The sequence below is a fragment of the Rhodoplanes sp. SY1 genome (assembly GCF_046000175.1).
Classification (GTDB): Bacteria; Pseudomonadota; Alphaproteobacteria; order Rhizobiales; family Xanthobacteraceae; genus Rhodoplanes.
Genome location: NZ_JBEOMB010000100.1, coordinates 1 through 24,377 on the forward strand (window position 1 = coordinate 1; position 24,377 = coordinate 24,377).

General features: G+C 68.3%; 28 protein-coding genes. 15 read left to right on the forward strand and 13 right to left on the reverse strand.

Annotated features, from left to right (window positions below; all coding sequences use genetic code 11):
* On the reverse strand, window positions 1-676 hold a 676-nt coding region (locus tag ABTU92_RS21935; protein ID WP_408093752.1), incomplete at its 3' end, for a M48 family metalloprotease.
* Between the two features lie 224 nt (window positions 677-900).
* On the opposite strand from ABTU92_RS21935, the gene ABTU92_RS21940 reads away from it, so the two are divergent.
* Together ABTU92_RS21940 and ABTU92_RS21945 are read left to right on the forward strand one after the other, a co-directional pair.
* Window positions 901-1,182 carry a DUF1674 domain-containing protein gene (locus tag ABTU92_RS21940; RefSeq protein ID WP_408093753.1) on the forward strand — a complete coding sequence of 94 codons (282 nt, stop codon included), beginning with the start codon at window positions 901-903 and terminating at the stop codon, window positions 1,180-1,182.
* Between the two features lie 125 nt (window positions 1,183-1,307).
* Complete coding sequence (locus ABTU92_RS21945) at window positions 1,308-1,790, forward strand: thermonuclease family protein (protein WP_408093754.1); 483 nt, start codon at window positions 1,308-1,310, stop codon at window positions 1,788-1,790.
* Between the two features lie 237 nt (window positions 1,791-2,027).
* Here ABTU92_RS21945 and ABTU92_RS21950 read toward each other — a convergent pair whose 3' ends face one another.
* Together ABTU92_RS21950 and acs are read right to left on the reverse strand one after the other, a co-directional pair.
* Window positions 2,028-2,549: a L,D-transpeptidase gene (locus ABTU92_RS21950; protein WP_408093755.1), complete on the reverse strand. Its 522-nt coding sequence runs from the start codon at window positions 2,547-2,549 to the stop codon at window positions 2,028-2,030.
* A gap of 494 nt (window positions 2,550-3,043) precedes the next feature.
* The gene (gene acs, locus ABTU92_RS21955) at window positions 3,044-4,999 is read right to left on the reverse strand and encodes an acetate--CoA ligase (RefSeq protein WP_408093756.1); all 1,956 of its coding nucleotides are present in this window, start codon (window positions 4,997-4,999) and stop codon (window positions 3,044-3,046) included.
* Window positions 5,000-5,606: 607 nt separating this feature from the next.
* Here acs and ABTU92_RS21960 point away from each other — a divergent pair.
* Window positions 5,607-7,439, forward strand: a complete 1,833-nt coding sequence (locus ABTU92_RS21960) for a caspase family protein (protein ID WP_408093757.1) — start codon at window positions 5,607-5,609, stop codon at window positions 7,437-7,439.
* A 293-nt stretch (window positions 7,440-7,732) separates the two neighbouring features.
* Here ABTU92_RS21960 and ABTU92_RS21965 read toward each other — a convergent pair whose 3' ends face one another.
* Window positions 7,733-8,806 carry a Gfo/Idh/MocA family protein gene (locus tag ABTU92_RS21965; RefSeq protein ID WP_408093758.1) on the reverse strand — a complete coding sequence of 358 codons (1,074 nt, stop codon included), beginning with the start codon at window positions 8,804-8,806 and terminating at the stop codon, window positions 7,733-7,735.
* 167 nt (window positions 8,807-8,973) lie between these two features.
* Window positions 8,974-10,392: an AmpG family muropeptide MFS transporter gene (locus ABTU92_RS21970; protein WP_408093759.1), complete on the reverse strand. Its 1,419-nt coding sequence runs from the start codon at window positions 10,390-10,392 to the stop codon at window positions 8,974-8,976.
* Window positions 10,393-10,638: 246 nt separating this feature from the next.
* Between ABTU92_RS21970 and def the strand changes: the two genes are divergently transcribed.
* Complete coding sequence (gene def / locus ABTU92_RS21975) at window positions 10,639-11,157, forward strand: peptide deformylase (protein WP_408093760.1); 519 nt, start codon at window positions 10,639-10,641, stop codon at window positions 11,155-11,157.
* A 184-nt stretch (window positions 11,158-11,341) separates the two neighbouring features.
* On the opposite strand, the gene ABTU92_RS21980 is transcribed toward def, so the two are convergent.
* On the reverse strand, window positions 11,342-11,956 hold the full coding sequence (locus ABTU92_RS21980; RefSeq protein ID WP_408093761.1) for a pyridoxamine 5'-phosphate oxidase family protein: 615 nt from the start codon (window positions 11,954-11,956) through the stop codon (window positions 11,342-11,344).
* 12 nt (window positions 11,957-11,968) lie between these two features.
* Here ABTU92_RS21980 and ABTU92_RS21985 point away from each other — a divergent pair, with 12 nt between their 5' ends.
* Both ABTU92_RS21985 and ABTU92_RS21990 read left to right on the forward strand, forming a co-directional pair.
* Window positions 11,969-12,118, forward strand: coding sequence for an OadG-related small transporter subunit (locus tag ABTU92_RS21985; RefSeq protein ID WP_408093762.1), 150 nt, complete (start codon window positions 11,969-11,971; stop codon window positions 12,116-12,118).
* A 17-nt stretch (window positions 12,119-12,135) separates the two neighbouring features.
* Window positions 12,136-13,371, forward strand: a complete 1,236-nt coding sequence (locus tag ABTU92_RS21990; protein ID WP_408093763.1) for a sodium ion-translocating decarboxylase subunit beta — start codon at window positions 12,136-12,138, stop codon at window positions 13,369-13,371.
* Window positions 13,372-13,622: 251 nt separating this feature from the next.
* Here ABTU92_RS21990 and ABTU92_RS21995 read toward each other — a convergent pair whose 3' ends face one another.
* The 5 genes from ABTU92_RS21995 to ABTU92_RS22015 form a co-directional block, all read right to left on the reverse strand.
* Window positions 13,623-14,123 (reverse strand): DUF3574 domain-containing protein, encoded by a 501-nt coding sequence (locus ABTU92_RS21995; protein ID WP_408093764.1) that lies wholly within the window; start codon window positions 14,121-14,123, stop codon window positions 13,623-13,625.
* A 119-nt stretch (window positions 14,124-14,242) separates the two neighbouring features.
* Window positions 14,243-15,640: an NAD(P)(+) transhydrogenase (Re/Si-specific) subunit beta gene (locus ABTU92_RS22000; protein WP_408093765.1), complete on the reverse strand. Its 1,398-nt coding sequence runs from the start codon at window positions 15,638-15,640 to the stop codon at window positions 14,243-14,245.
* 155 nt (window positions 15,641-15,795) lie between these two features.
* Complete coding sequence (locus tag ABTU92_RS22005; protein ID WP_408093766.1) at window positions 15,796-16,119, reverse strand: proton-translocating transhydrogenase family protein; 324 nt, start codon at window positions 16,117-16,119, stop codon at window positions 15,796-15,798.
* Window positions 16,120-16,198: 79 nt separating this feature from the next.
* Window positions 16,199-17,332: a Re/Si-specific NAD(P)(+) transhydrogenase subunit alpha gene (locus ABTU92_RS22010; protein WP_408093767.1), complete on the reverse strand. Its 1,134-nt coding sequence runs from the start codon at window positions 17,330-17,332 to the stop codon at window positions 16,199-16,201.
* 74 nt (window positions 17,333-17,406) lie between these two features.
* Complete coding sequence (locus ABTU92_RS22015; RefSeq protein WP_378479940.1) at window positions 17,407-17,559, reverse strand: aa3-type cytochrome c oxidase subunit IV; 153 nt, start codon at window positions 17,557-17,559, stop codon at window positions 17,407-17,409.
* Window positions 17,560-18,013: 454 nt separating this feature from the next.
* Here ABTU92_RS22015 and ABTU92_RS22020 point away from each other — a divergent pair, with 454 nt between their 5' ends.
* The 5 genes from ABTU92_RS22020 to ABTU92_RS22040 all read left to right on the forward strand — a co-directional run bounded on the left by ABTU92_RS22020 (window position 18,014) and on the right by ABTU92_RS22040 (window position 21,779).
* Window positions 18,014-18,220: a hypothetical protein gene (locus ABTU92_RS22020; protein ID WP_408093768.1), complete on the forward strand. Its 207-nt coding sequence runs from the start codon at window positions 18,014-18,016 to the stop codon at window positions 18,218-18,220.
* A gap of 440 nt (window positions 18,221-18,660) precedes the next feature.
* Entirely contained in the window at window positions 18,661-19,131 is a 471-nt protein-coding gene (locus ABTU92_RS22025; protein WP_408093769.1) for a toprim domain-containing protein, read from the forward strand.
* Complete coding sequence (locus ABTU92_RS22030; protein ID WP_408093770.1) at window positions 19,121-20,203, forward strand: AAA family ATPase; 1,083 nt, start codon at window positions 19,121-19,123, stop codon at window positions 20,201-20,203. The genes ABTU92_RS22025 and ABTU92_RS22030 overlap by 11 nt, the downstream gene beginning before the upstream one ends.
* 777 nt (window positions 20,204-20,980) lie before the next feature.
* Window positions 20,981-21,712 carry an HK97 family phage prohead protease gene (locus ABTU92_RS22035; protein WP_408093771.1) on the forward strand — a complete coding sequence of 244 codons (732 nt, stop codon included), beginning with the start codon at window positions 20,981-20,983 and terminating at the stop codon, window positions 21,710-21,712.
* On the forward strand, window positions 21,663-21,779 hold the full coding sequence (locus ABTU92_RS22040) for a phage major capsid protein (protein WP_408093772.1): 117 nt from the start codon (window positions 21,663-21,665) through the stop codon (window positions 21,777-21,779). The genes ABTU92_RS22035 and ABTU92_RS22040 overlap by 50 nt, the downstream gene beginning before the upstream one ends.
* A gap of 116 nt (window positions 21,780-21,895) precedes the next feature.
* Here ABTU92_RS22040 and ABTU92_RS22045 read toward each other — a convergent pair whose 3' ends face one another.
* Window positions 21,896-22,789: a DUF3800 domain-containing protein gene (locus ABTU92_RS22045; protein ID WP_408093773.1), complete on the reverse strand. Its 894-nt coding sequence runs from the start codon at window positions 22,787-22,789 to the stop codon at window positions 21,896-21,898.
* A 232-nt stretch (window positions 22,790-23,021) separates the two neighbouring features.
* Entirely contained in the window at window positions 23,022-23,297 is a 276-nt protein-coding gene (locus tag ABTU92_RS22050) for a helix-turn-helix transcriptional regulator (RefSeq protein WP_408093774.1), read from the reverse strand.
* Window positions 23,298-23,356: 59 nt separating this feature from the next.
* Here ABTU92_RS22050 and ABTU92_RS22055 point away from each other — a divergent pair, with 59 nt between their 5' ends.
* The 4 genes from ABTU92_RS22055 (at window position 23,357) to ABTU92_RS22070 (ending at window position 24,366) form a co-directional block, all read left to right on the forward strand.
* Window positions 23,357-23,542 (forward strand): hypothetical protein, encoded by a 186-nt coding sequence (locus ABTU92_RS22055; RefSeq protein WP_408093775.1) that lies wholly within the window; start codon window positions 23,357-23,359, stop codon window positions 23,540-23,542.
* Between the two features lie 157 nt (window positions 23,543-23,699).
* Window positions 23,700-24,035 carry a hypothetical protein gene (locus ABTU92_RS22060; RefSeq protein ID WP_408093776.1) on the forward strand — a complete coding sequence of 112 codons (336 nt, stop codon included), beginning with the start codon at window positions 23,700-23,702 and terminating at the stop codon, window positions 24,033-24,035.
* Window positions 24,032-24,160 (forward strand): hypothetical protein, encoded by a 129-nt coding sequence (locus tag ABTU92_RS22065; protein WP_408093777.1) that lies wholly within the window; start codon window positions 24,032-24,034, stop codon window positions 24,158-24,160. Before ABTU92_RS22060 ends, ABTU92_RS22065 begins: the two co-directional genes overlap by 4 nt.
* Complete coding sequence (locus ABTU92_RS22070; RefSeq protein WP_408093778.1) at window positions 24,157-24,366, forward strand: hypothetical protein; 210 nt, start codon at window positions 24,157-24,159, stop codon at window positions 24,364-24,366. Before ABTU92_RS22065 ends, ABTU92_RS22070 begins: the two co-directional genes overlap by 4 nt.
* Window positions 24,367-24,377 lie beyond the last annotated feature (11 nt).

The following is a 24,377-nucleotide window of genomic DNA, read 5'->3' on the forward strand; positions in this document are numbered from 1 at the left end:
TGGCGAGCGCCGAGGCGAGCCAGGCCGGGCGGCCGCAGATCTGGGCGCCCATGCGGTCCGCCGCGTACTCGCGCGTCCGGCTGATCGCCATCTGCACCAGCATGGCGGCGATCGGCGCCAGAATCACCATGGCCAGCGTGCCGACGATGCCGAGCCCGCCGCCGTTGTTCTCGCGGTTGCCGCCGCCGAAGAACATGCCGAACTGCGCCAGCATCGAGATCGCGCCCGCGATCGTCGCCGTGATCGTCATGATCAGCGTGTCGTGGTTCTTCACATGCGCCAGCTCGTGCGCCATCACGCCGGCGACCTCCTCGCGCGACAGCATGTTGAGCAGGCCCGTGGTCGCCGCGACGGCGGCGTTCTGCGGGTTGCGGCCGGTCGCGAAGGCGTTGGGCTGCGGGTCGTCGATGATGTAGACGCGCGGCATCGGCAGGCCGGCGCGGCCGGCCAGCTCCTGCACCATCGCGTAGTATTCAGGGGCCGTGCGGGCGTCGACCTCGTGGGCGCCCGTCATCGACAGCACCATGCGGTCGGCGTTCCAGTAGCTGAACAGGTTCATGCCCGCCGCCACCAGGAACGCGATGGTCGCGCCGGTCTGGCCGCCGATCAGGTAACCGACGCCCATGAACAGGGCGGTGAGCCCCGCCAGCAGGATCGCGGTCTTGAGATAGTTCATCGTCGTCCTCGTCGCGGGCCGCCCGTCCGGGCGGCCGTAAAGGCCGCCGCGCGGCCATGTCGGCCGCCGAACGGCCGTGTCGCCCGTCGATATGGGAGGGGGCCGGACACCCGACAAGCATACCGTGCAGGCGAGGCGCCGCGGCCGAGCGTCGCGCTCGTCGGCGTCCGGCACCGCACCGCTGCGGGGTTGACGGCGGCGGCCGGCCGGCGTTTCTGGAACGCATGAGCGACAAGCAATCCGCGTCCCCCGACACGATCCCGAGCGATGCCGGCCCGGCCGAGACCGGCGCGGCCGAGACCGTCGCCATCGAGGCCGTCGCCACCGAGGCCGTGCCGAAGCTCCTGACCCCGGCCGCCCAGCGGGCGCTCGCCGAGGCGGCGGCGCGGCGTGCCGAGATCGACCAGCGCACCGCCGGCCGGCCGAAGGAATATCGCGGCCGCGGCGGCCTCGAGCCCGACCGCTACGGCGACTGGGAGGTCAAGGGCATCGCCAGCGACTTCTGACCGGCCGAGGCGCGGCGGACGCGCCGCGCCGGATTGCCGGGCTCGTCGCGAATCGCTACCCTGAGACTGTGATCCGAGGATACGGAAGATATTCCCCGCGGCCGCGCTCGCGCACCGACTCGCTCGTGGTGAGCGTGCTGGTGGCGCTCGCCGTGGTCGGGCTCGCCGCGCTGAAATCGTGGTGGGACGGGACGTCGGCCGACCGTGGTCGGGCGCCGCCACCGCATGCCGACCTGCGTGGCGCACCGCCAAAAATCCCGGTCGACGTCACCTATGTGGTCGACGGCGACACCTTCGACGGCCGGCTGCATGCCGGGGCGGACCGCATCGTCGCCGGCCGGGTGCGGCTGCGCGGCGTCGACACGCCGGAGCTGCACGGCCAGTGCGAGGCCGAAATCGCCAAGGCCCGGGAGGCCAAGGCGGTGCTGCGCCGGCTGCTCGCCGAGGGCGAGGTCGTCCTCTCGGCGCCCGGCGCGGACAAGTACGGCCGCGTGCTGGCCGACGTCGCCACCCGCAAGACCGCGAACGTCGCCGCCGCCCTGATCGCCGCCGGCGTCGCCCGTCCCTACGGCGGCGGCCACCGCTCCGGCTGGTGCGGCCGGGGGTGAGGGATCGGTCCTCGGAAACCGCGTGCCCCGGACAAGGCGCGTCGAGCCGAAGGCTCGATGCGCCGCCGATCCGGGGCCCAGGGGCGGCATGGCACGGCTTTGCGCAATCGCCCCTGGGTCCCGGTTCGCGGCGCGTTGCGCCGCGCCCGGGACACGAGGCATGACCAAGGGGCACGAAAAAGCCCGCCCCGGATCGCCCGGCGCGGGCTTCGAAACGTCAGGCGCGCGGCCGAAATCTCAGCGCGTCACCACCACGGTGGTGCCGACGCTGACGCGGCTGTAGAGATCGGTGACGTCCTCGTTGAACATGCGGATGCAGCCGTAGGAGACGTAGCCGCCGATCGAGCGCGGCACGTTGGTGCCGTGGATGGCGTACTCGCCGCCCGACAGCGTCAGCGCCGCGGCGCCCATCGGGTTCTGCGGCGTGCCGCCCTTGATCACGTTCGGCAGGCCGGGCTTGTCGCGCTTGACCTCGGCCGGCGGCGCCCAATCGGGCCTCACATACTTGCCGGTGATGCTGGAGACGCCGCTCCATTGCTTGCCGGCCTTGCCGACGCCGACCGGATAGCGCAGCGCCGTGCCGTCGCCGAGCACCAGGTAGAGCCGGCGCTCCCGGGTCTTCACCACGATGGTGCCGGCCTGGTAGCCGGGGTCTCTGAAGACGACCTGCTCGCGCGCCGAGGCTCCCTGCGGCGCCGCGACCGCGGCGATGCCGACCGCGACCGCGACGGCGGTCAATCCTGCTCCGATCCGTGCCATGTGTCCCCCTGCCCTGCTCATGCTCGACGCCGGTGCGACCGCGCCCCGTTCGTCGACGGCGCCCTCATCGTGGCCCGTCGTCCACGGATGAAACGACGCCAGCATTGATATTCGGTGAGTTCCGGGCAACCCCTTCGAAGCGTTCGTGATCGAAGTAAACGGCAAGTGCAGCAGAAACGTCACACTTGCTGTGGCGGATTTACCCGGAGCGGCTACGCCGATGCTTGCGGCCGGGGACCAAAGCGGGTGCAGAGGCTCGCGATTCGCGCGCGCCATCGTCACGCCCGATCCTTGAACCGGCCCAGAACGACAACGCCCCCGCCGGCGGGCCGGCGAGGGCGTCAGATCGTTCGAACAGGCACCGGCAGGCGTTCTCTGGTCATTCCGGGGCGCTGCGAAAGCAGCGAACCCGGAATCCAGCCAAGTCTTGCTGCGCCGCTGGATTCCGGGTTCGCGGGCTGTGCCCGCGCCCCGGAATGACGGCGCCCGAGACGTCAGGCGGCGCCGCGCTGGGAGGCCTGGCGGTTGTTGACGAGGTCGTCGACCACGGTCGGGTCGGCGAGCGTCGAGGTGTCGCCGAGATTGCCGAACTCGTTCTCGGCGATCTTGCGCAAGATGCGGCGCATGATCTTGCCGGAGCGGGTCTTCGGCAGGCCGGGCGCGAACTGGATCACGTCGGGCGAGGCGATCGGGCCGATCTCCTTGCGCACCCAGGCGACCAGCTCTGCGCGCAACTCTTCACTCGGCTGCTGGCCGCTCATCAGGGTGACATAGGCGTAGATGCCCTGGCCCTTGATGTCGTGCGGATAGCCGACCACGGCGGCCTCGGAGACCTTCGGGTGGGCGACCAGCGCCGACTCGACCTCGGCGGTGCCGAGCCGATGGCCGGCGACGTTGATCACGTCGTCCACCCGGCCCGTGATCCAGTAGTAGCCGTCCTCGTCGCGGCGGCAGCCGTCGCCCGTGAAATAGCGGCCCACGTAAGTGCTGAAGTAGGTCTGCACGAAGCGCTCGTGGTCGCCGTAGACGGTGCGCATCTGGCCCGGCCACGAGTCGGCGATGCACAGGCTGCCCTCGCACGGCCCCTCGAGCGGGTTGCCGGCCGGGTCGACGATCTGCGGCACGACGCCGAAGAACGGCCGGGTCGCCGAGCCGGGCTTCAGCTTGGTGGCGCCGGGCAGCGGCGTGATCAGGATGCCGCCGGTCTCGGTCTGCCACCAGGTGTCGACGATCGGGCAGCGGTCGTCGCCGACGACGCGGTGATACCACTCCCACGCCTCCGGATTGATCGGCTCGCCGACCGAACCGAGCAGCCGCAGGCTCTCGCGCGAGGTCTTCTTCACCGGCGCGTCGCCGGCCTGCATCAGGGCGCGGATCGCCGTCGGCGCCGTGTAGAAGATGTTGACCTTGTGCTTGTCGATCACCTCCCAGAAGCGGGAGTTCGACGGATAGTTGGGCACGCCCTCGAACATCAGCGTGGTGGCGCCGTTGGCGAGCGGGCCGTAGACGATGTAGCTGTGGCCCGTCACCCAGCCGACGTCGGCCGTGCACCAGTAGATGTCGCCGTCGTGATAGTCGAAGACGTACTGGTGCGTGATCGAGGTGTAGACCAGATAGCCGCCGGTGGTGTGCAGGACGCCCTTCGGCCGGCCGGTCGAGCCCGACGTGTAGAGGATGAACAGCGGATCCTCGGCGCCCATCTCCTCGCACGGGCAGTCGGCCGAGACGGTCTTGGCGATCTCGTCGTAATAGACGTCGCGGCCGGCCTGCATGGGCACGGCGGCGTTGGTGCGACGGACCACCAGGATGGTGTCGACGCCGCCGGCCCGCGTCGCGGCCGCGTCGGCATTGGCCTTCAGCGGCACCTTGCGGCCGCCGCGCAGGCCCTCGTCCGCCGTGATCACGACCGACGACTTGGCGTCCTCGATGCGGCCGGCGAGTGAGTCGGGCGAGAAGCCGCCGAACACGACCGAGTGGACGGCGCCGATGCGGGCGCAGGCGAGCATCGCGACGGCCGCCTCCGGGATCATCGGCAGATAGATGGTGACGCGGTCGCCCTTCTTGACGCCGCGCGCCTTCAGCACGTTGGCGAAGCGCGAAACCTCGGCGTGCAGTTCCTTGTAGGTGATCTTGCGATCGTCCTTCGGATCGTCACCCTCCCAGATGATCGCGACCTGGTCGCCGCGCGTCGCCAGATGCCGGTCGATGCAGTTGTGGGCGACGTTGGTGGTGCCGTCCTCGAACCACTTGATCGAGACGTTGTGCGGATCGTAGGAGGTGTTCTTGACCTTGGTGAAGGGCTTGAACCAGTCGATGCGGCGCGCCTGCTCGCCCCAGAAGCCGTCCGGGTCCGTCACCGAGCGGTGATACATCGCCTGATACGTGTCGTCGTTGAGGAAGGCCCGGTTCGCCCACTCGCCCGGAACGTCGTACACCTTGACCGTCGTCATCTGCTGCTCCCTCCGCGGCGGCAATTGATGTCGGGATCGCCCCGGCCGCGCCGTCCGTTTCCTCGTTGATCAATCAATAGGACGTGTGGGGGCGCCGCCACAAGACGGCCCGTCCTCACACTTTGGTCGACACGCCGGCCGCCGCGCTCCCGCGACGCCACGAATCACGGCCTGCAATGGTCGTGCGCGGCTCCCGCGGACGCTTCTGGTCCGGGGCGGGACAAGACGACGCAGCCGGGATCTGCGTCCCGTGAACAGGCGTCGGCGCGAAGCGTCTCCCAAACGATCCGCCCTGGCAACCGCTCGTTTGGTCCGGCGCGCCGGTCAGACGCCGACCGAACTGGCGCAGTCTGACAATTCAGTGCTGCAGCGCAGCACGATCCAGACCCGTCGCCGGACTGATCACGTCGCTCTCACGCCCTCGTGAGACAGTTGCCGCTGTGTGAGCGCCCTCACATCGAACGCACTGCCGCACCCGCCATCGTGCCGGTCACACGAACCGTGGGCATCCGGACGGACCCAACCGCCGGAGCAGCACCGGGACGCCGGCCGGCCCTGCCCGCCGGCGTGCCCAGTCGGGGAGAGAGCGATGCAACGAGGTGCGGTCATGTCCTGTCGGTCGGTTCTGTTCGCGGGCGCCGTCGCGCTCCTGTCCTGCACGGCGCTCGGCAGCGCGCTCGCCGAGAGCCGGGTCGCGCTGGTGATCGGCAACGGCTCCTACACGGCGGTGCCGGCGCTGGACAATCCGGCGAACGACTCCAAGGCGATGGCCGAGCTCCTGCGCGCCGCCGACTTCGAGGTGATCACGGCGCGCGACCTCGGCCAGGCCGAGATGCGTCGGGCGATCGGCGACTTCGCCCGCACGGTCCGCGGCAAGGGCGCGGACACCGTGGCGCTGGTCTACTACGCGGGCCACGGCCTGCAGGTCGACGGCGACAACTACCTGGTCCCGGTCGACGCCCAGATCCGGCAGGAGTCCGACGTGCCGTTCGAGACGGTGCGGCTCGCCGACCTGATGAACGCGCTCGCCGCCGCGCCGGTGAAGACCCGCATCGTGATGCTGGACGCCTGCCGCAACAACCCGTTCGCGGCGGCCGGCCGCAGCGGCGGCCGCGGCCTCGCGATCGTCGACGCGCCGAACGGCACCATCGTGTCCTACGCGACCGCGCCGGGCTCCGAGGCCGAGGACGGCGAGGGCAAGAACAGCCCTTACACGGCGGCCTTCCTGAAGGTCGCCAAGGAGCCGGGCCTGCCGATCGAGCAGGCGTTCAAGCGGGTGCGCTACGCCGTGCACCAGGAGACCGACGGCCGCCAGACGCCGTGGGAGAGCTCGTCACTGACCGGCGACTTCGCCTTCTTCAAGGGCACGGCCGAGACCACCGGCGTCGCCAGCGCCGCCTCCGGGCCGGCCGGCGGCCCGGCGAGCCCGACGGGCGCGGCCGGCGCGGCGGGCGGGACGCAGGTGGCGTCGCTCGGCGGCGGACCGGTGACCCGCTCGGCCGACGGCTGGCGCGAGACGCTGCAGCAGAAGTCGGCCCGCGAGGCCTACGAGATCGTGATCCGCGAGGACGAGCTCGAGGCCTACCAGGCCTATCTCGACCTGTACCCGGCCGAAACCATGGCGCCGCGGGTGCGAAGCCTGCTCGACCGCCGCCAGGAGCTGACCGCCTGGCACGAGGCCGCGACCCTCAACACGGCGGCCGGCTACCGGGCCTTCCTGGCCGAGTTCCCGGGCAGCGACTACGCCAAGACGGCGCAGCGGCTGATCGAGCGCACCGGCCGCACGGCCGGCGCCGAGGCGCGCGAGCGGAGCTGCGGCACCCAGACGATCCGGCGCCGCACCGACCTCTCGGGTCCGACCCGCCACGCGCTCGCCGACCCCGGCCCGGTCGTCCTCCCGGCGATCGCCCCGGTGGTCTCGGCGCCGGCGATCCTCGACCGTCCGTTCGGCGACCGCCCCTTCATGGGACGCCCGCATCTCGGCCACCGCCCGATCCCGCCGCTCGGCGGCCGGCCGCACGACGGCAAGCCCCATGACGGCAAGCCCGGCGACGGCAAGCCGCCCGTGATCGGCACGCCGGGCGGCGACAAGCCGACCACCGGCAAGCCCGGCGGCGACAAGCCGATCGTCGGCCGCCCCGTGATCGACAAGCCCGTGATCGACAAGCCGGGCCCGATCGTCGGCAAGCCGATCGTCCGCCCGATCGTGACGAAGCCGGTGATCGCCAAGCCTGTCGTCACCAAGCCGATCGTGACGAGGCCGATCGTCGCCCGGCCGGTGATCTCCAAGCCGATCATGACCCGGCCCGTGATGACGAAGCCGATGATGGTCCAACGGCCCATGATGGGACGCCCGATGGGCGGCGGCTTCGGCGGCGGCATGAAGATGGGCGGCGGCGGCATGCGCTTCGGCGGCGGCGGCTTCGGCCGAATGCGCTGACCCGCACCACGTGACGGATAGCAGAACGGCCGGGCGCGCGCCCGGCCGTTTCGCCGTGAAAGATGCGGACCGAGCGTCGCGGCATTCTCGGTTCACCTCTCCCCGGCGGGGAGAGGTCGGAGTTCGCGCCACGGCGCGAACTCCGGGTGAGGGGGTGCCGCGCTAACCAACTGGCGCCGTAAACCCTCACCCCGGTCGCCCGCTTTGCCCGACCCTCTCCCTCAGGGAGAGGGTGCCGTGGCCGGCTGCCAAGACCGCGATCAGCCTCGTCGTTGCCGAATCGACCGAGATCCCTACCGTCGACGGTCCCACTCGGCGATGCGGGCGAGCGCCTCGTTGTTGAGCGGCATGTCGACCGGCTCGTTGCGCTCGGCCGAGAGGTCGGCCGCCGTGTAGGTCTCCATCACCATGCGGGCATGGGCGGGCTGGACCATCACGGGACGGTCGAGCAGGCAGCATTCGAGGAAGTGGATGGTCTCCGGCCCGAGCTGGCCCGCATACATGTGGTCGACCTGCTCGCCCGGCATGGTCGACATCGGATAGCGGGTGCCGCCCTCGACCGTGTTGAGCCAGTTGTCCCGATAGGTGCCGTCGAGGATCAGCGCGCCCTCGGTGCCGGTGATCTCGATCCAGGTCGACGAGTAGTTCGGATAGCCGGGCGGCAGGTTCCAGCCGCCGCCGACCACGACGACGGCGCCGTTGTCCATCGTGACGGTGTTCCACATGCAGTCGTAGGAGCCGTTGAGCGGCTTCATCACGCCATAGGCGCCCTGCGAGTAGACGCGCACCGGCTTGGCCGGCTCCAGCATCCAGAACACGAAGTCGAGGTCGTGGGTCGATTCCATGGCGGCCGGCGACAGCTTGGTGCGACCGGCGATCTTCTTGCCGAGGCTGCGCGACAGATGGCGGCTGACCATCACGGAGACGATGTCGCCCAGCTTTCCCTCGCGGATCTGCTTCTTGGCGTAGGCGATCTTGGAGTTGAAGCGCTGCGAGTAGCCGATCGTGAACTTGACGCCGTTGCGCTTGGCGAGCGTGATCAGCTCGTCGGCCTCCCAGAACTCCAGCGCGATCGGCTTCTCCAGCAGCACGTGCTTGCCGGCCTTCAGGCAGTCGCGGGCGATCGGGAAGTGCGTCGGCTCCGGCGCCGTGCAGACATAGACGATCGAGATCCGCTCGTTGCCAATGATGTCCTGATAGTCGAGCGTCGCGGTCGCCGCCTTGGTGATCTGCTTCATCTCGGCGAGCCGGTCGGGCCGGATCTCGCAGATGTGGAGCCGGTCCACCAGTGCGGAGCGCGACAGCGTCTCGGCCCGCATGCCGCCGATCCAGCCGGTGCCGATGACGGCGACGTCGACCTGCTTCATGAACGCATCTCCCCCGGTTTGCTGGTCCGACTTGCCGTCGTGACCGTTCGAGCCGTCGTCCGCACGCCAGTGGCACACGTCGACGGCCGCCCCGGGCGTGGCCGGGGCTCTCTAGATAGAACACGAGTGTTCCGGCTTGCGAAGCGGGGCGGAACCGCCCCGGACGCCTAGGTGTTCTGCGCCGAACGCTGGGCCGCGGAGGCTCTGGCCGCGGACGCCGCGGCGAGCGCCGTGAAGTGGCCGCTGCGCTGCAGCCAGACGAGCAGCACGAAGCTCGGAATCGCCGCGATGGCGCTCGACAGGAAGAACGTCACCCAGCCGGTCGCCTCGGCGACGAAGCCGGCGCCGGACGACAGATAGGTACGGCCGATGGCGGCGAGCGCGGTCAGCAACGCATATTGCGTCGCGGTATGGAGCGGGCTGTTGCACAGCGCCGACAGGTAGGCGACGAAGACGACCGTGCCGATCGCGCCCGTGAAGTTCTCGACGATGATCGACACCGTCAAGGCCCAGAGGTTCACCCCGACCACGGCCTGCCAGGCGAAGACGAGGTTGGAGATGCTCTGCAGGAGCGCCCCGATCCACAGCGCCGTGACGAGCGGATAGGCGCGCGCCAGAAAGCCGCCGGCGAAGCCACCGATCAGCGTGGCGGCCAGCCCGACGCCCTTGACGATCGCCGCGTAGTCGTTGCGCGAGAAGCCGAGGTCGATGACGAAGGGCGCCGTCATGGCGCCGGCAAAGGCGTCGCAGAACTTGAAGAAGACCACGAAGGCGAGGACGAGAATCGCGTTGTCGCGGGTGAGGAACTCGGAGAAGGCGCCGACCGCCGCGACCATCACGCGCCGGGCCGGGTTCTCGATGCGGTGGGCCGGATCGCGCGCGGCGCGCGCGGAGGCGGCCGGCTCGGTGGCGGCGAGCGTGGTGAGAATGCCGAGCACCACCAGGGCGCCCATGACCAGATAGCCGAGCGTCCAGGCCTCGTGCTTGCCGAAGCCCGCCGCCTCGAATCCCGAGACCATGAACAGGGCGCCGGCCGTCGAGGCCAGCATGCCGATCCGGTAGGCCGCCACGTAGGAGGCCATGCCGGCGGCCTGCTCGTTCTCGGGCAGGCTCTCGACCCGGAAGGCGTCGATGACGATGTCCTGGGTGGCCGAGGCGGCGGCGACGAGGAGCGCCCCGAAGGCGACCAGCCAGGGCGTCTTCGCCGGGTCGCACAGGCCGAGAAACACGATGGCGGCGATCAGCAGGATCTGGGTCAGCACCAGCCAGCCGCGTCGCCGGCCGAGCAGGCGCGACAGCACCGGCACGTCGAGCGCGTCGACGATCGGGGCCCAGGCGAATTTCAGCGTGTAGGGGGTGCCGACAAGGGCGAACAGGCCGATCGTGCCGAGATCGACCCCGGTCTCGCGCATCCACACCAGGAGGGTGGAGCCCGACAGGGCGAGCGGCAGCCCCGACGAGAAGCCGAGGAACATCACGATCAGCACCCGCGGCCGCAGATAGACCGCGAAGGTCTCGGCAAGCGAGGGCCGGGCGGGCGCGGTGGCCGCTTCGGTGGCGGTAGGCGTGGTCGGGCTGGTGCTCATGGTCCCGGTATGGGTGACGGGCGGATTCGGCACAAGGTGCGGGTGCGATCGGGCGATTTTGCGGGCGGCCTGTCATTCCGGGGCGCCGCCTGTCTCGAGCCTCTCCCCGCACGCGGGGAGAGACGACCCGTGCCCAGGAACGACATAAGGCAGCCCGGAGCGAGCGAGCAACTTGGCGAAGCCCTCCCGCACCGGTCGTAGCAGCCCGGAATTGACGCGTTTCGCGTCTCGCCTTACATCGCCGCCATGGCGATCCGCGACATCATCCTCCTCCCCGACAAGCAGCTTCGGCTGGTCTCCGAGCCCGTGACGACCATCGACGACGAGATCCGCACGCTCGTCGCCGACATGTTCGACACCATGTACGACGCCCCCGGCATCGGGCTCGCGGCCATCCAGGTCGCCGTGCCGAAGCGGGTCGTCACCATGGATCTGGCCCACAAGACCGAGGAGAAGCGGCCGCGGGTGTTCATCAACCCGGAGATCGTGTGGAAATCCGAGGAGATGAACGCCTACGAGGAGGGCTGCCTGTCGATCCCGGACGTGCACGAGGATGTCGAGCGCCCCGAGCGGGTGCGCATCCGCTGGATGGACCTCGACGCCAAGGCGCACGAGGAGACGGTAGACGGCCTGTTCGCCACCTGCATCCAGCACGAGATCGACCACCTGAACGGCGTCCTGTTCATCGACCACATCTCGCGGCTGAAGCGGCACTTCATCACCAAGAAGTTCACCAAGCTGGCCGCCCGCCGCGCCGCCGAGTGACGGCGGGCTTGGCGCCTCTTCGGACGCCGCCGCCGGCAGCGCGAGTCGTTTCGGTCGTACGGATATCGCCTCGATTTCCGCTCGTCCCCGCGCAGGCGCGGACCCAGGGGCCGCACGGCATGGCCCTGGATTCCCGCTTTCGCGGGAATGAGCGGAGCGTGGGGCGACGTCAGCGGCGGCCGCCCTACCTGTCGCGCCGCAGCACCAGGGTCTCCTTGTGGCCGAAGCCCTTGGAGTTGTCGATCAGCACCGCCTCGTCGGGATCGAACCGGTAGACGGCGACGCGGGCGACGGCCGACCTGAGCCTTTCGGGCAGCGCGTCGAGGCGTTGCAGGAACGGGTAGCGGGTGGCGAGCAGGCCGCGCAGCCGCGCCGCCTCCTGCGGATCGTCGACCCGCACGGCCCGACCGTGCATCTGCACCCCCCGCACCGCAGCGAAATCGGCCGTGTCGGGCGCGACCGTCACGGCCGCCGCGGCGGTTGCCGCGAGATCGCGCGAGTGCCGCGCCCCCTCCTCCGAGACCCACACCAGCGCCGGCCCGTCGCAGGCGTAGAACAGGCTCGCGGCGTGCGGGCCGGCCGGCCCCGCGGTGGCGAGAGACATCACGTGATGCATTTCGAGAAAGGCAGCCAAGCGCGTCGAAAGCGATGCGGACATGGGGTTTTCACTGTTTCTGCCGCGGGTTCGGCTGCGTATCATCACCCGACTCGCGGCATATTGGTTTCGGGCCGTTCGGACAAGGGAACGTTGCGACGGCCCCGTCCGTGGCGCCGCGATGTGACGGGTCACCACGATCATGGGACATGCAGCATGGACAAACTGACCTTCGGACTGACCATGATGGTCGTGGGCATAGGAGGAACGTTCCTCACCTTGTCGATCCTGATCTGGTCCATCCAGCTTCTGAAGAAGATCTTCCCGCTCTCGTCCGAGACCGGAAGCAAAGCGAAGAACGGCTAGACGGGGGCACGCAGACCATGCTCGAAGGCATTCTCAACGGCCTGTTGGGCCTGACCGACGGCGTCCAGGCGCTCGTCACGCTCGGCGGCCTCAAGCAGATCGTCATGCTGGCGATCGGCGGCACGCTGATCTTCCTCGGCGTCAAGAAGGACGTCGAGCCGCTGCTGCTGGTGCCGATCGGTTTCGGCTGCCTGCTCGTCAACATCCCGGGCAGCGAGCTGATGCACCAGGGTATCGACATCGGCGCCAAGCAGGTGCTCGACGCCATGGGGCCGGCGGCGCCCGAGGCGCTCAAGGCGATGGCCAAGGACGACACCGGCTTCATCCGCAGCATCTACAACATGGGCATCGCCAACGAGCTGTTCCCGTTGTTGATCTTCATCGGCATCGGCGCCATGACGGATTTCGGCCCGCTGCTGGAGAACCCCAAGATCCTGCTGTTCGGCGCCGCCGGCCAGTGCGGCATCTTCCTCACGCTGCTGCTCGCGCTGGCGCTCGGCTTCCCGCATCTCGAGGCGGTGTCGATCGCCGTGATCGGCGCCTGTGACGGCCCGACCGCCATCTACGTCGCCTCGCAATACGCGCCGCAGCTGCTCGGCCCGATCTCGGTCGCCGCCTACTCCTACATGGCGCTGGTGCCGATCATCCAGCCGCCGATCATGAAGGCGCTCACCACCGAGAAGGAGCGCACGACGCCGATGCCGGCCGTCAAGCGCAGCGTGTCGGCGAACACCAAGCTGCTGTTCCCGATCGTCGTGACGGTGGTCACCGGCCTGATCGCGCCCAAGGGGCTGCCCCTGATGGCGTCGATCATGCTCGGCAACTTCATGCGCGAATGCGGCGCCGTCACCCGGCTCACCAAGGCGTCGGAGAACGAGATCGCCAACATCGCGACCCTGTTCCTCGGCATCGCCATCGGCGCCACCATGGCGGCGGAGGACTTCCTGAAGCCGACGACGCTCGCCATCTTCGCGCTCGGCTTCGTGGCGATCTGCCTCGACACCGTGGTCGGCGTCGGGTTCGGCAAGCTCTGGTACGTGCTGTCGGGCGGGCGCATGAACCCGCTGATCGGCGCCGCCGGCATCTCGGCCTTCCCGATGGCGGCCCGCGTCGTGCAGGCGCAGGGCCAACGCTACAACAAGAAGAACTTCCTCCTGATGCACGCGATGGGCGCCAACTGCGGTGGCCAGATCGGCTCGGTCGCCGCCGCCGCCGTGATGCTCTCGGTGCTCAAGGGCCTGGGGCTGATCTGATCACGGCGAGGGCGCCGGTCCGCCGGCGCCACGTCGTTCGACGAGATCGAGTGAAGCAAGGCGCGGGCTCCGGCCCGCGCCTTTTTTTTGCGCCATTCCGCGGCGCACCGAAGGCGCGAACCCGGAATCCAGCGGCGAACTCGACATTCTGGGCTGGATTCCGGGTTCGGCGCTGTGCGCCGCCCCGGAATGACCGAGATGTCCAAAGTCTCCGCAGGGGAGAGGTGAACAAACGCGCCGGGATGAGCCGATCAGAACCGCGCACAGACCGGGCGGGTGAGCACCAGCACGGACTTTTGGCGGAAGCGGCGCTTGTAGGCGTCGACGATCGCCGCGATTTTTTCGGCACGGCTCGGGCGCTTGGGGTCGGTGTCGGCGGACGGCTCCTGCGCCGGCGCAAGAATCAGAAGAACCTTCGTCGCCTCGCGGGTGATCCGGCCCGTCGCGTCGCGCCACTGTCCGCGCGCGTCGTAGACCGTCAGCCCGTCGGGAAAGCGCGGCGTCACCTCGCGGGCGAGGAAGTCGGCGAAGTGCGCCTGCGTCACGACACGGCGCCCGCCGGCGTCGCGGCCGAGGAACAGCTCGGTGACGACCGACGCGGCCTCGCCCGCCGGGCAGGTGACGGTCGGCGTGACGGCAAGCGGCGCGGCGGCAGGCGCCTCGAAGGCGGCGAGCGGCGGCGCTCCGAGCACGACAGCAGACACGGCGCCACCCAGCAACGCCGCGACGAACGGCATGGCGCGCACCGACATCGCGCGGACCCACATCGTGCGAGACGAAGCAGCGCACGACATGAAAAAGGCACGGCCCTTTCGGGGCCGTGCCTGAACCGTCGTCGCGACCGCGCGGGGCGCGATGGCGCGGGGAGAAATCACCCGAGCGCCTTCACGATCTCCTCGGTCATCTTCTTGGCGTCGCCGAGCAGCATCATGGTGTTGTCGCGATAGAACAGCGTGTTGTCGATGCCGGCATAGCCCGAGGCGAGCGACCGCTTGGAGAACATCACGGTGCCGGCCTTCCACACCTGCAGCACCGGCATGCCGTAGATCGGCGAGGACGGATCCTCCTCGGCGGCCGGGTTGGTCACGTCGTTGGCGCCGATCACGAAGGCGACGTCGGCCTGCGAGAACTCCGAGTTGATGTCCTCGAGCTCGAACACCTCGTCGTAGGGCACGTTGGCCTCGGCGAGCAGCACGTTCATGTGGCCGGGCATGCGGCCGGCGACCGGGTGGATCGCGTACTTCACCTCGACGCCCTCGGCCTTCAGCTTGTCGGCGAGCTCGCGCAGCGCGTGCTGGGCCTGCGCCACCGCCATGCCGTAGCCCGGGACGATGATCACCTTGCCGGAGTTCTTCATGATGAAGCCGGCGTCGTCGGCCGAGCCGAGCTTCACGGGCCGCGCCTCGGCACCGCCCGCCGGACCCGCGACCTCGCCGCCGAAGCCGCCCAGGATCACCGAGATGAACGAGCGGTTCATGCCCTTGCACATGATGTAGGACAGGATCGCGCCCGACGAGCCGACCAGCGCGCCGGTGATGATCAGGGCCGAATTGCCGAGCGTGAAGCCGATGCCGGCGGCCGCCCACCCCGAGTAGGAGTTCAGCATCGAGATGACGACCGGCATGTCGGCGCCGCCGATCGGGATGATGATCAGGACGCCGAACAGGAAGGCGGCGAGCGTCAGGGCCCAGAAGGCCGTGTAGCTCTCGGTCCGGGCGAACACCACGATCAACGCGACGATCGCCAGGAACAGCGCGATGTTGATGACGTGGCGGCCGGGCAGCATGATCGGCGCGCCGCTCATCCGCCCCGAAAGCTTGGCGAAGGCGATCACCGAGCCCGTGAACGTGATGGCGCCGATGGCGACGCCGAGCGACATCTCGACCAGGCTGGCGCCGTGGATGTTGCCCACCGTGCCGATCTCGAAGGCGGCCGGGGCGTAGAGGGCGCCGGCGGCGACCAGCACCGCGGCCATGCCGACCAGCGAGTGGAAGGCGGCGACCAGCTCGGGCATCATGGTCATCGGCACGCGCCGGGCGATGACGGCGCCGATACCGCCGCCGATGGCGATGCCGAGCGCCACCAGGGCCCAGGCCCCGGGGCCGGCCGGGACGTGCGAGGCGAGCGTCGTCGCCACCGCGATCACCATGCCGGTCATGCCGAAGAAGTTGCCGCGCCGGCTCGACTCGGGGCTGGAGAGCCCGCGCAGAGCCAGGATGAACAGCACTCCTGCAACCAGATACAGAAGCGCGGCGATATTGGCGTTCATGTCACATCGTCCTCATTCAGCGCTGCGCAGCGCGACGTGCCGTCGATCCGGGCCGGAGCGAGCGGCCGACGAGGAGGGGCGGGACAAACCGCTGCGGCGATCCGGCCCCCCTCGCCCGGATCAGCCTGCTGTCACGACGGCGGCCGCCGTCCCGCTCACTTCTTTTTCTTGGTGTACATCGCCAGCATGCGCTGGGTGACCAGGAAGCCGCCGAAGATGTTCACCGAGGCGAACACCAGGGCGACGAAGCCGAGCGCGCGGGCGAGCAGCGGACCGTTGTCGTCGCCGACCAGGGCGACGCCGACGGCGAGCAGCGCACCGACCACGATCACGGACGAGATCGCGTTGGTCACCGACATCAGCGGCGTATGCAGGGCCGGCGTCACCGCCCACACGACGTAATAGCCGACGAACACCGCCAGCACGAAGATCGACAGCCGGAAGATGAACGGGTCGATCGCGCTTGCCACATGCTCCATCGCATATCTCCTCGGAATGCGGGCGACCTCGTCCGGCGCGGAGAGGCCGCGTTGTCTCGATGCGGGCCGCGGTCGGCGGTCAGGCCGCCGTCTTCGGCACGAAGTTCGGGTGGACGATCGCGCCGTCCTTGGTCAGCGCCGTCGCCTTGACGATCTCGTCGTCCCAGTTGAGCGCGATCGCCTTGGTCTTCTTGTCGATCAGCACCTCGAGGAAGGCGAGGAGGTTCTTGGAGTAGAGCGCCGACGACGACGCGGCCAGCCGGCCGGCGACGTTGAGATGGCCGACGATCTTGACGCCGTTGATCTCGACGACCTCGCCGGGCTTGGCGCCCTCGACATTGCCGCCGCGCTCGACCGCCAGATCGACGATCACCGAGCCGGGCTTCATCGATGCGACCATCTCGGCCGTGATCAGCCGCGGCGCCGGGCGGCCCGGGATCAGCGCAGTCGTGATCACGATGTCCTGCTTCTTGACGTGCTCGGCGACGAGGGCCGCCTGCTTCGCCTGGTACTCCTTGGACATCTCCTTGGCGTAGCCGCCGGCGGTCTCGGCCTGCTTGAACTCCTCGTCCTCGACGGCGATGAACTTCGCCCCGAGGCTCGCCACCTGCTCCTTCACGGCGGGGCGCACGTCCGTCGCCGTCACGATGGCGCCGAGGCGGCGCGCGGTGGCGATCGCCTGCAGGCCGGCGACGCCGACGCCCATGATGAAGCACTTGGCGGCCGGCACCGTGCCGGCCGGCGTCATCATCATCGGGAAGGCGCGGCCGTACTCGGCCGAGGCGTCGATGACGGCGCGGTAGCCGGCGAGGTTCGCCTGGCTGGAGAGCACGTCCATCACCTGGGCGCGAGTGATGCGCGGCATCAGCTCCATGGCGAAGGCGATCACGCCGGCGCGGGCGAGCGCCTCGAGCGCCGCCTGGTGGCCGTACGGGTCCATGATGGCGACGACGATGGCGCCCTTCTTGTAGCCGGTGAGCTCCATCTCGTTGGGGCGCTTCACCTTGAGGACGATGTCGGCGTCGCGCGCGGCGTCGCGCGTCACGGTCGCGCCGGCCGCCTGGTAGTCGGCGTCGAGGATGCCGGACTTCACGCCCGCACCGGGCTCGACCGCGACCTCGGCGCCGAGCGCCATCATCTTCTTCACGGTTTCCGGCGTTCCGGCGACCCGCGGTTCGGCAGCGTCCGCCTCGGCACAAATCGCGATCTTCATGGTGTCTCCTGCGCAGGGCATGACCGGACGGGCGCCGGCGAGCGAACCGCGGGCGCCGCCGTCCGGAACGGTCGTCAGACCAGGAAAATGGCCATCAGGACGAGGACGAGGGCGGTCGAGCCGACGCCCCACTTCACGAGTTGCACGAACCCGCGATAGGTCGCTTCGTGCTGGGCCAGGTCGTTACCCGACGCAGTCTCGTAGTCCACGGCGGCGTGATCGGCCATCCGTCCCTCCAGTCACGAGTTTCCCGAGCGGGCGGCTTAGCGCAATTGTGGCATGAGGGCAATGGAGTGGCGGTTTTCCGGCGCCGCCCGGCCGGCCTCGCAGGAACCCGCGATCGGAGCCAAATACCGCGGCGCTGCAGGCATTTACGACCGGTGGGCCGAGCGCCGCGCGGGGCTTGCGGCGCGACCCGCCCGAATCCGTAGAAACCCGATGCGCCGCATGGCCGCCCGGCGCTGCGCGGGGCACTTGTTCGTCCGCCGGCGGGGACATCGCGGCCCGATCAGGCGCCGCTCCGGGCGCTCGTCGCAATGGCGAGCGGCCGACCAGACCGATGGCAAATTCGGGATTGGAGCGGGCGATGGGAATCGAACCCACGACATACAGCTTGGGAAGCCGGCATAGCCCGTTGATTTAGCTGCACCACGTTCCCCGTCGGAACCGACGGGAGCGCGTATGCGCAAGACGAAAAGTGAAAGCCCGGCGCCGCTGGCGGGCGGCAACCGGGCTGAAATCAACGAGCGGTTTGGCGGCCGGCTCGTTGCAGAAGATACCGATCATCGCTGGTCCCGACAAGCCGCCTTCGTCGCGGCACGGTTCGGGCTGACGCGGCCGGTCGCCGACACCGTCGCCGAACTGGCTTGGGGGGATCGCTCATGTTGATGGCGACCCTCCAGGCTGCCGCGCAGGCGCTCGGCGGTGACGTCAGCCGCGGCAACATTCTCTGCCCCGGCCCGGGTCACAGTCCTCGCGACCGCTCGCTCTCGGTCCGGCTCGACCATCGGGCTCCGGACGGCTTCCTGGTCACGAGCTTTGCCGGCGACGACTTCGGCGTCTGCCGCGACCACGTCCGGGACCGCCTCGGCATCGGGCGTCGGTTCGACAGCCGGCCGGCGCTGGTCGGGCGCACCCCGCCGCCGCCGGCAACCGACGCTGAGAGGACCGCTCGCGCCCTCGCCCTGTGGGCCGAGGCTCGGCACCCGGCCGGCTCGCCCGTCGAAACCTACCTCGGTCGCCGCGGGCTCGAGCTGCCCGCCGACGCGGCCGGCGAGGCGATCCGCTGGCACCCTGGCTGCCCGTTCGCCGGCTCGCGGACGGCTTGCATGGTGGCGCTGGTGCGGAACATCCGGACCGACGCGCCGCAGGCAATCCACCGCACCGCGATCGCGGCCGACGGCAGCAAGGGCGAGGTCGAGGGCAAGTCCCGCCTTGCCTTCGGGCCGACAGCCGGCGGCGCCATCAAGCTCGACCCTGACGACGCGGTGACGCTCGCGCTCGCCGTGGGCGAGGGGATCGAATCGACATTGAGCCTGCGGCTTCTGCCCGAGGTCGGCGCCACGCCGGCATGGGCGCTGCTCGACGCCGGCCACCTTGAAGCCTGCCCTGTGCTCGCCGGCATCGAGTCGCTTTTCGTCGCGGTCGACCATGACGCCTCGGGCCGCGGCGAGCGGGCCGCGGAAGCGGTCGCCGACCGATGGCAGGATGCCGGGTCCGAGGTGCGGCTGATAATGCCGCTCCGCGAGGGCTACGACCTCAACGATATCGTCCAAGGGGGGCGGCGCTATGCTGGTTGACCCCGAGACGTACACCGTGGAGACGCGAGCCCCGAAGGCACACCGGCCGGACCGCAGGAACGGCAAGCGGGCGCCGAAGGGCTTCGTCCGCACCGGCACCAACGGCATCATGGCGACCCAATTCGAGCCCCTGCGGTGGACAGTCCCGGGATTCGTGCCCGAGGGGCTTTCCATTCTCGCGGGTCGGCAGAAGCTCGGTAAGACGTGGTTGGCGATCGATTTCGCGGTCGCGGTCGCGATCGGCGGCACGGCGATTGGCGGCGTGCCGTGCGAGGCCGGCGACGTGCTGTATATCGACCTGGAGAACGGGCCGCGGCGCATCCAGCGGCGCGTCCGCACCCTATTCCCAGACGAGCGGACGCGGCCCGACCTGTCGCGGCTGGAATGGGCAACCGAGTCGCCGGAGCTTGGGCCGGACTTCCTGGAGGCACTGGACGAGTGGCGCACGTCGGTCGCCTCGCCCGCGCTCGTGGTGGTGGACGTTTTCCAGCGCATCAAGCCGGCCGGCAATGCGGCGCGAAACTCGTACGAAAACGATTACGTTGCGTTGTCGTCCCTGCAACAGTGGGCGACAGGACACGGAGTCTCGGTGCTGGTGCTGCACCACACCAGGAAGGGCGGCGCCGACGATCCACTCGAATCGCTGTCGGGATCGAACGGCCTCTCGGCCTGCGCCGACACGACGCTGGTGCTCGACCGCACGGCGGCCGGCGTCACCCTGTACGTGCGCGGCCGGGACGTGGAGGAGCGGGAGGCCGCGCTGCGGTTCGACGCCGGGCGCTGGTACCTGCTCGGCGAGGCGGCCGAGGTGCAGCGCACCGACGAGCGCACCCAAGTCCTGAACGCCCTGAGAGATGCCGGCGAGGGGCTGTCACCGACCGAAGTTGCCGACCTCACGGGGATGTCGAACCAGAATGCCCGGCAAATGCTGGTGCGGATGGCAAGGGCCGGCGAGGTGGTGAAGCTCGGGAGGGGCCGGTACGCGCACCCCTGTCACAACCAGACCCCCTGTCACAACGGTCACAATGTCACAATGGAGCGTGGTGACGACGAGGGGGGCGAGGATGCGTAGCTCCCGCCGTTGTGACTATGTGACCGATGTGACAGCCGGTTCGGATGTGACGCGGACAGATAGCGGCCAGACCCCGAACGGGGAAGGGGCGTCCAGGCGAACAGGGCAGGTTTTCAGTTCTATTTCGCGGCTGCGCACACCGAACACCGTCAGCGGTCCGTTGGGTATGACGCCCCGAGATCGGAGGCTCCCGCCCGGGTCCGCATCTCCAGACGGGCAAGGTCGGGACCGCGCGGATCAATCGTTCTCCATAGCCGGCACGGAAAAAGGTTCCACGCCCCCCCCTGCCCGGGTCAGCATCTCGACAGCCCTTGGGGGCAAGGACCGCTCGGGGTCCTCCGTTCGCAGCGCCGCGAAATTCGAAGCCCCCCCTTTCGGCCGCGCCGAATACACCCCCCCCGGGATCCGCATCTTGCCAGCTATCAGGGGGCGCTAACCGCGTGGGACACACGCATAGAATTAATTGGCCCGTATGATTTCGAGGTGCGCACTTTCGGCGAAATCAACGGCTGTTTTCTCTCGTATTCAGAGCCACTTAGAGAATGCGCACCCGGCTTTGAATTTCACTCTGAGGTGCGCACGATGAAACACAGGAGGCCGACACATTGACGACACAACCCGATGCGCTTACCTTATGGGCGGTTTCGAAGACGGTGCCGCCGACGCGATGTCGGGGCATCTCCAAGAGCCACCTTGCCGGCGCCGACGCGATGTCGGGCCACGAGGGAAGCAACACGGGCCTCGCGGCTCGTCGCTCCGTCGTTTGCAGGTGGCCGCATGACCGAAGCTGAACGCCTCTCATTCCCGATCGCACTGAAATTCGCCCCCGGCGCCGAGCAGGGCGAGCTCGTCGGCTACGCCTCCACCTTCGGCGGGATGCCGGACGGGCACGGCGACCTGGTCGCGCCTGGCGCCTACACCAAGTCGCTGGCGGAGCACCGCGCCGCCGACACGATGCCGGCGATGCTGTGGAGCCACGACCAGTCGCAGCCGCTCGGCCGGTGGCTGTCGGCGGTCGAGGACGACGTCGGCTTGAAGATGACAGGCCGGCTCACGCTCGACGTGCCGCGCGCCCGGGAAGCCTACGCCCTCGCCAAGGACGGTGCGCTCGGCCTCTCGATCGGCTACCGGGCGCGCGAGGCCGAGCGCACCCGGCAGGGCAACCGCCTCCTCAAATCGGTGGCTCTGTTCGAGGTGTCGCTCGTCGCGATGCCGTCCAACACGTCGGCCCGAATCATCAGCGTCAAATCGGCGTTCGACGTCGCCACTATCAACGATCCGCGATCGTTCGAGGAATTCCTGCGAGAGGCAGGGTTCCCGCGGGCTTTCGCAAAGGCCGCGACCGCTCGCGGCTTCAAGGCCGCGGCCGGTCAGCGTGATGCCGACGGTGCGGATCCCGGGCTCGCCCGCGACTTGCGGGCCGCCGCCGGTTGTGATCGACAGGCTCGGGTTGCGCTTCGTGCGCGATCCCTACTCGTCGAAGCCGCACGTTCTGTTCGACGCATTTAAGCGGGTCGGCGGCAGCCTGGCGAACAGCGACGCCATCAAGCTGATGAAATGCGCATTGCCAATCTGATGAGGTACGCGGCGTAGTGATCAGGTGACGTGATCAGTAGCGTTCCGACCGCGGACGAACCGGCGGAACATAGGCGGCCGGGGCTCGCGGGCTCCGGCCGTTATTGCTGCGAGGAATCAGCTGGCGTCACCCTCGTCGCCGTCGGATCGTGTTTCGGTCGCTTTGTAAGTGATTGCCCGTTTGTAAGCTGCAGCGATGGCAGTCTCAGAAACAGAGATCGAAGCTTCTTCCGTGATCGTCTTAGTGATCCGCTCAATCGTTTTCTGAGGGATCGGCTTCGTTCTTTCCATTACGGAACTGTGAGAAGCAACAGTGTGTATGCGCTCCCAAAAATATTTTTTGTACGATTCCAGATCGAGGAATTCATGGGGCTCAAGACGGTGGCACCATAACCTTCCGACTATAGCCGCAATCCAGTCAGCGGCCTGAATATTCTGGTTTAAGTAGCTTTCAACTTCGAACGGCGGACTTACCAGTCTAACGGCACGATGACTGCCGTACATCGTCTTGACTGCTGTTTCGAGCAGTTCTTTCCTGGCAGAGTTCTCGTCAACAACGATAACGAAATTTTCACACCTATCTTCGCATAGCCTATCAAGTCTTCGAATCGCCTCCGCAAAAACAGTTTTGTATAAGCCAGTTGGATTTACAACTTCGGTGTTCTTTATTTTTTCGCGGCCGTAATAAAAGATTCTACCGTCGCACTGCTTGATCCTGTTTATGATGCGAAATGTTGTGGCTCGTATTTCAGGATACTTGATTATTGACTTTGTCGTGAACAGATTAGTTCCATGTTTTTCCCACTCATACGCTTGCTTGCCTGATTTCTTGATCTCAAATCCTAGCAAGTCAGATTTGCGTTCGAGGAAAAACGACGCGAAGGCTCGAACAGCCGCGTCAGGAAGAATGATGCCCCCCAGCCCAAACACGGGGCTGTGGTTGAAACGGCTGTGATGTCGGCCAAAATACGGTCCGACGTGACCGAACTCGTCCAGGTAAACGAAGAGCATGGGGTCTCGTTCTAAACGAGTCCCCAGAAACGCGGAAGCCCACGCTAAAATAATCGCGTGGGCCCCGGAATGGCGCGGCTACTTCGTAGCCGCCTCCGATGACGAATGTAGCGCTTTGGAAGAGATCCGGCAAGGCGACATTTCGTGCCCGAACGCGATGGTTAACGGTTGGCCGAACTGTGATGCTAGACGAGCTAAGCACCTTCCGGAACAGTGCAATCGGCCTCACAAGTTATCTCTTGAGCCTCACACCAGGGCCGCCGCCGTTCTCTGCGATGAACTCGATCCCGGCCGCTTCAAGGGCGGTGCGGATCGCCGAAAGGGTCGAAACCTTCGGATCGGCCGACCCACGCTCAATGTTGTTGAGGGCCGTTGTTGAAATGCCTGCTGCTTCAGCGAGCTGGGCTTGAGTGAGGCCGAGCATCGCGCGAGCGCCGCGAATTTGGGACGGGGAAATCATGGAGGGAATATAGCTCGCACTTGTTTTTTTATCAAGCGCGCTTGACATCGCCTCTACTGCGGATAATATCAATCCGACTTGAAATTATCTCAAGAGGAGCCGCAGAGATGACCGCTACCGCACAGACCACCAACCGCACTGCCGAGCTGTTCGCCATCTTCGACGCGATGAGCTTCGATAACATCCTGGACGCCTACGAGATCGCCGTCGCCAACGGGGACGCGGACCTCGTCGCTGCGCTCGACCGCTACAACGGCCAGCCGCCGGCCGAGGCGCCCGCCATCGCCGCCTGACCGCTGATGCAGTCCGGGCGCCTCGCGGGGCGCCCTGGCGGCCTCAGGCCGGCAACCATCGGAGGGAATCATGACGAAGACAGAGCGCGCTGTGAGCGCGAACGACCCTGCACGTCCAGGCGTGCCGTCCTCAGCGCCGCGAAAGAAGCGACGCCCGATGTCCGCCGAAGCGCGGAAGGCGCTGACCTTCGAGGGCGTGACCGTTCCGTTCGACTGGACGAACGAGGCATGGGCCGCGGCGTGGCTGCCGCGCATCCGCATGGCGGTCGAGGGCGCCGCCCGCGACGACAAGGGGCTCACCGAGCTTTTCGACGACCTCACGAAACGCAGCTTGGCGCCCGACATCCTGGACGGCTGGATCATGACGCGGGACCACCTCCGGGACATCGCCGAGCTGCTCGACATGATGCTGACGCGGTCGTTCGTGGTGCTGGAGCGCCTCGGCTACGACCCGCACAAGAACGTCCCGCCCGATCGGGAGGTCGCGGCATGATCGAGCCCCTCGTCGGCGTCGCGGTGTTCGCCGCGCTCGTCTCGGCGCTCGCCGGCTTCGCGGCCGGCCGGGCGTCCGCCGTCCAGCCGCAGCGCTGCGGCGTGCGCGTCCGGAGGCTGTCATGAAGTCGATCAAAGGCCCGCGCCGCAGGCGACGAATCGCCGAGCCCGCGATCGATGGCGCCGAGGCCGAGCGATATCGCATCCGCCGCGGCGAGGGGATGATCCCCTATCGCCACGACATGGAAACAGTGGTCATTTGGCTCAAGCCTGAGCTTTTCAATCGCTACGTCAATGACTTGAGCCTAATCCCTGGTCGTGCCGACCAGTAGCAGCACCAGCC

Bases quoted from the DNA above. Each gene is read 5' to 3' on its own strand.
- ABTU92_RS21940 (WP_408093753.1), top strand. From the start codon at position 901: ATGAGCGACAAGCAATCCGCGTCCCCCGACACGATCCCGAGCGATGCC.
- ABTU92_RS21950 (WP_408093755.1), bottom strand. From the start codon at position 2,549: ATGGCACGGATCGGAGCAGGATTGACCGCCGTCGCGGTCGCGGTCGGC.
- acs (WP_408093756.1), bottom strand. From the start codon at position 4,999: ATGACGACGGTCAAGGTGTACGACGTTCCGGGCGAGTGGGCGAACCGG.
- ABTU92_RS21960 (WP_408093757.1), top strand. From the start codon at position 5,607: ATGTCCTGTCGGTCGGTTCTGTTCGCGGGCGCCGTCGCGCTCCTGTCC.
- ABTU92_RS21965 (WP_408093758.1), bottom strand. From the start codon at position 8,806: ATGAAGCAGGTCGACGTCGCCGTCATCGGCACCGGCTGGATCGGCGGC.
- ABTU92_RS21970 (WP_408093759.1), bottom strand. From the start codon at position 10,392: ATGAGCACCAGCCCGACCACGCCTACCGCCACCGAAGCGGCCACCGCG.
- def (WP_408093760.1), top strand. From the start codon at position 10,639: ATGGCGATCCGCGACATCATCCTCCTCCCCGACAAGCAGCTTCGGCTG.
- ABTU92_RS21980 (WP_408093761.1), bottom strand. From the start codon at position 11,956: ATGATCGTGGTGACCCGTCACATCGCGGCGCCACGGACGGGGCCGTCG.
- ABTU92_RS21985 (WP_408093762.1), top strand. From the start codon at position 11,969: ATGGACAAACTGACCTTCGGACTGACCATGATGGTCGTGGGCATAGGA.
- ABTU92_RS21990 (WP_408093763.1), top strand. From the start codon at position 12,136: ATGCTCGAAGGCATTCTCAACGGCCTGTTGGGCCTGACCGACGGCGTC.
- ABTU92_RS21995 (WP_408093764.1), bottom strand. From the start codon at position 14,123: ATGTCGGTGCGCGCCATGCCGTTCGTCGCGGCGTTGCTGGGTGGCGCC.
- ABTU92_RS22000 (WP_408093765.1), bottom strand. From the start codon at position 15,640: ATGAACGCCAATATCGCCGCGCTTCTGTATCTGGTTGCAGGAGTGCTG.
- ABTU92_RS22005 (WP_408093766.1), bottom strand. From the start codon at position 16,119: ATGGAGCATGTGGCAAGCGCGATCGACCCGTTCATCTTCCGGCTGTCG.
- ABTU92_RS22010 (WP_408093767.1), bottom strand. From the start codon at position 17,332: ATGAAGATCGCGATTTGTGCCGAGGCGGACGCTGCCGAACCGCGGGTC.
- ABTU92_RS22015 (WP_378479940.1), bottom strand. From the start codon at position 17,559: ATGGCCGATCACGCCGCCGTGGACTACGAGACTGCGTCGGGTAACGAC.
- ABTU92_RS22020 (WP_408093768.1), top strand. From the start codon at position 18,014: ATGCGCAAGACGAAAAGTGAAAGCCCGGCGCCGCTGGCGGGCGGCAAC.
- ABTU92_RS22025 (WP_408093769.1), top strand. From the start codon at position 18,661: ATGGTGGCGCTGGTGCGGAACATCCGGACCGACGCGCCGCAGGCAATC.
- ABTU92_RS22030 (WP_408093770.1), top strand. From the start codon at position 19,121: ATGCTGGTTGACCCCGAGACGTACACCGTGGAGACGCGAGCCCCGAAG.
- ABTU92_RS22035 (WP_408093771.1), top strand. From the start codon at position 20,981: ATGACCGAAGCTGAACGCCTCTCATTCCCGATCGCACTGAAATTCGCC.
- ABTU92_RS22045 (WP_408093773.1), bottom strand. From the start codon at position 22,789: ATGCTCTTCGTTTACCTGGACGAGTTCGGTCACGTCGGACCGTATTTT.
- ABTU92_RS22050 (WP_408093774.1), bottom strand. From the start codon at position 23,297: ATGTCAAGCGCGCTTGATAAAAAAACAAGTGCGAGCTATATTCCCTCC.
- ABTU92_RS22055 (WP_408093775.1), top strand. From the start codon at position 23,357: ATGACCGCTACCGCACAGACCACCAACCGCACTGCCGAGCTGTTCGCC.
- ABTU92_RS22060 (WP_408093776.1), top strand. From the start codon at position 23,700: ATGTCCGCCGAAGCGCGGAAGGCGCTGACCTTCGAGGGCGTGACCGTT.
- ABTU92_RS22065 (WP_408093777.1), top strand. From the start codon at position 24,032: ATGATCGAGCCCCTCGTCGGCGTCGCGGTGTTCGCCGCGCTCGTCTCG.
- ABTU92_RS22070 (WP_408093778.1), top strand. From the start codon at position 24,157: ATGAAGTCGATCAAAGGCCCGCGCCGCAGGCGACGAATCGCCGAGCCC.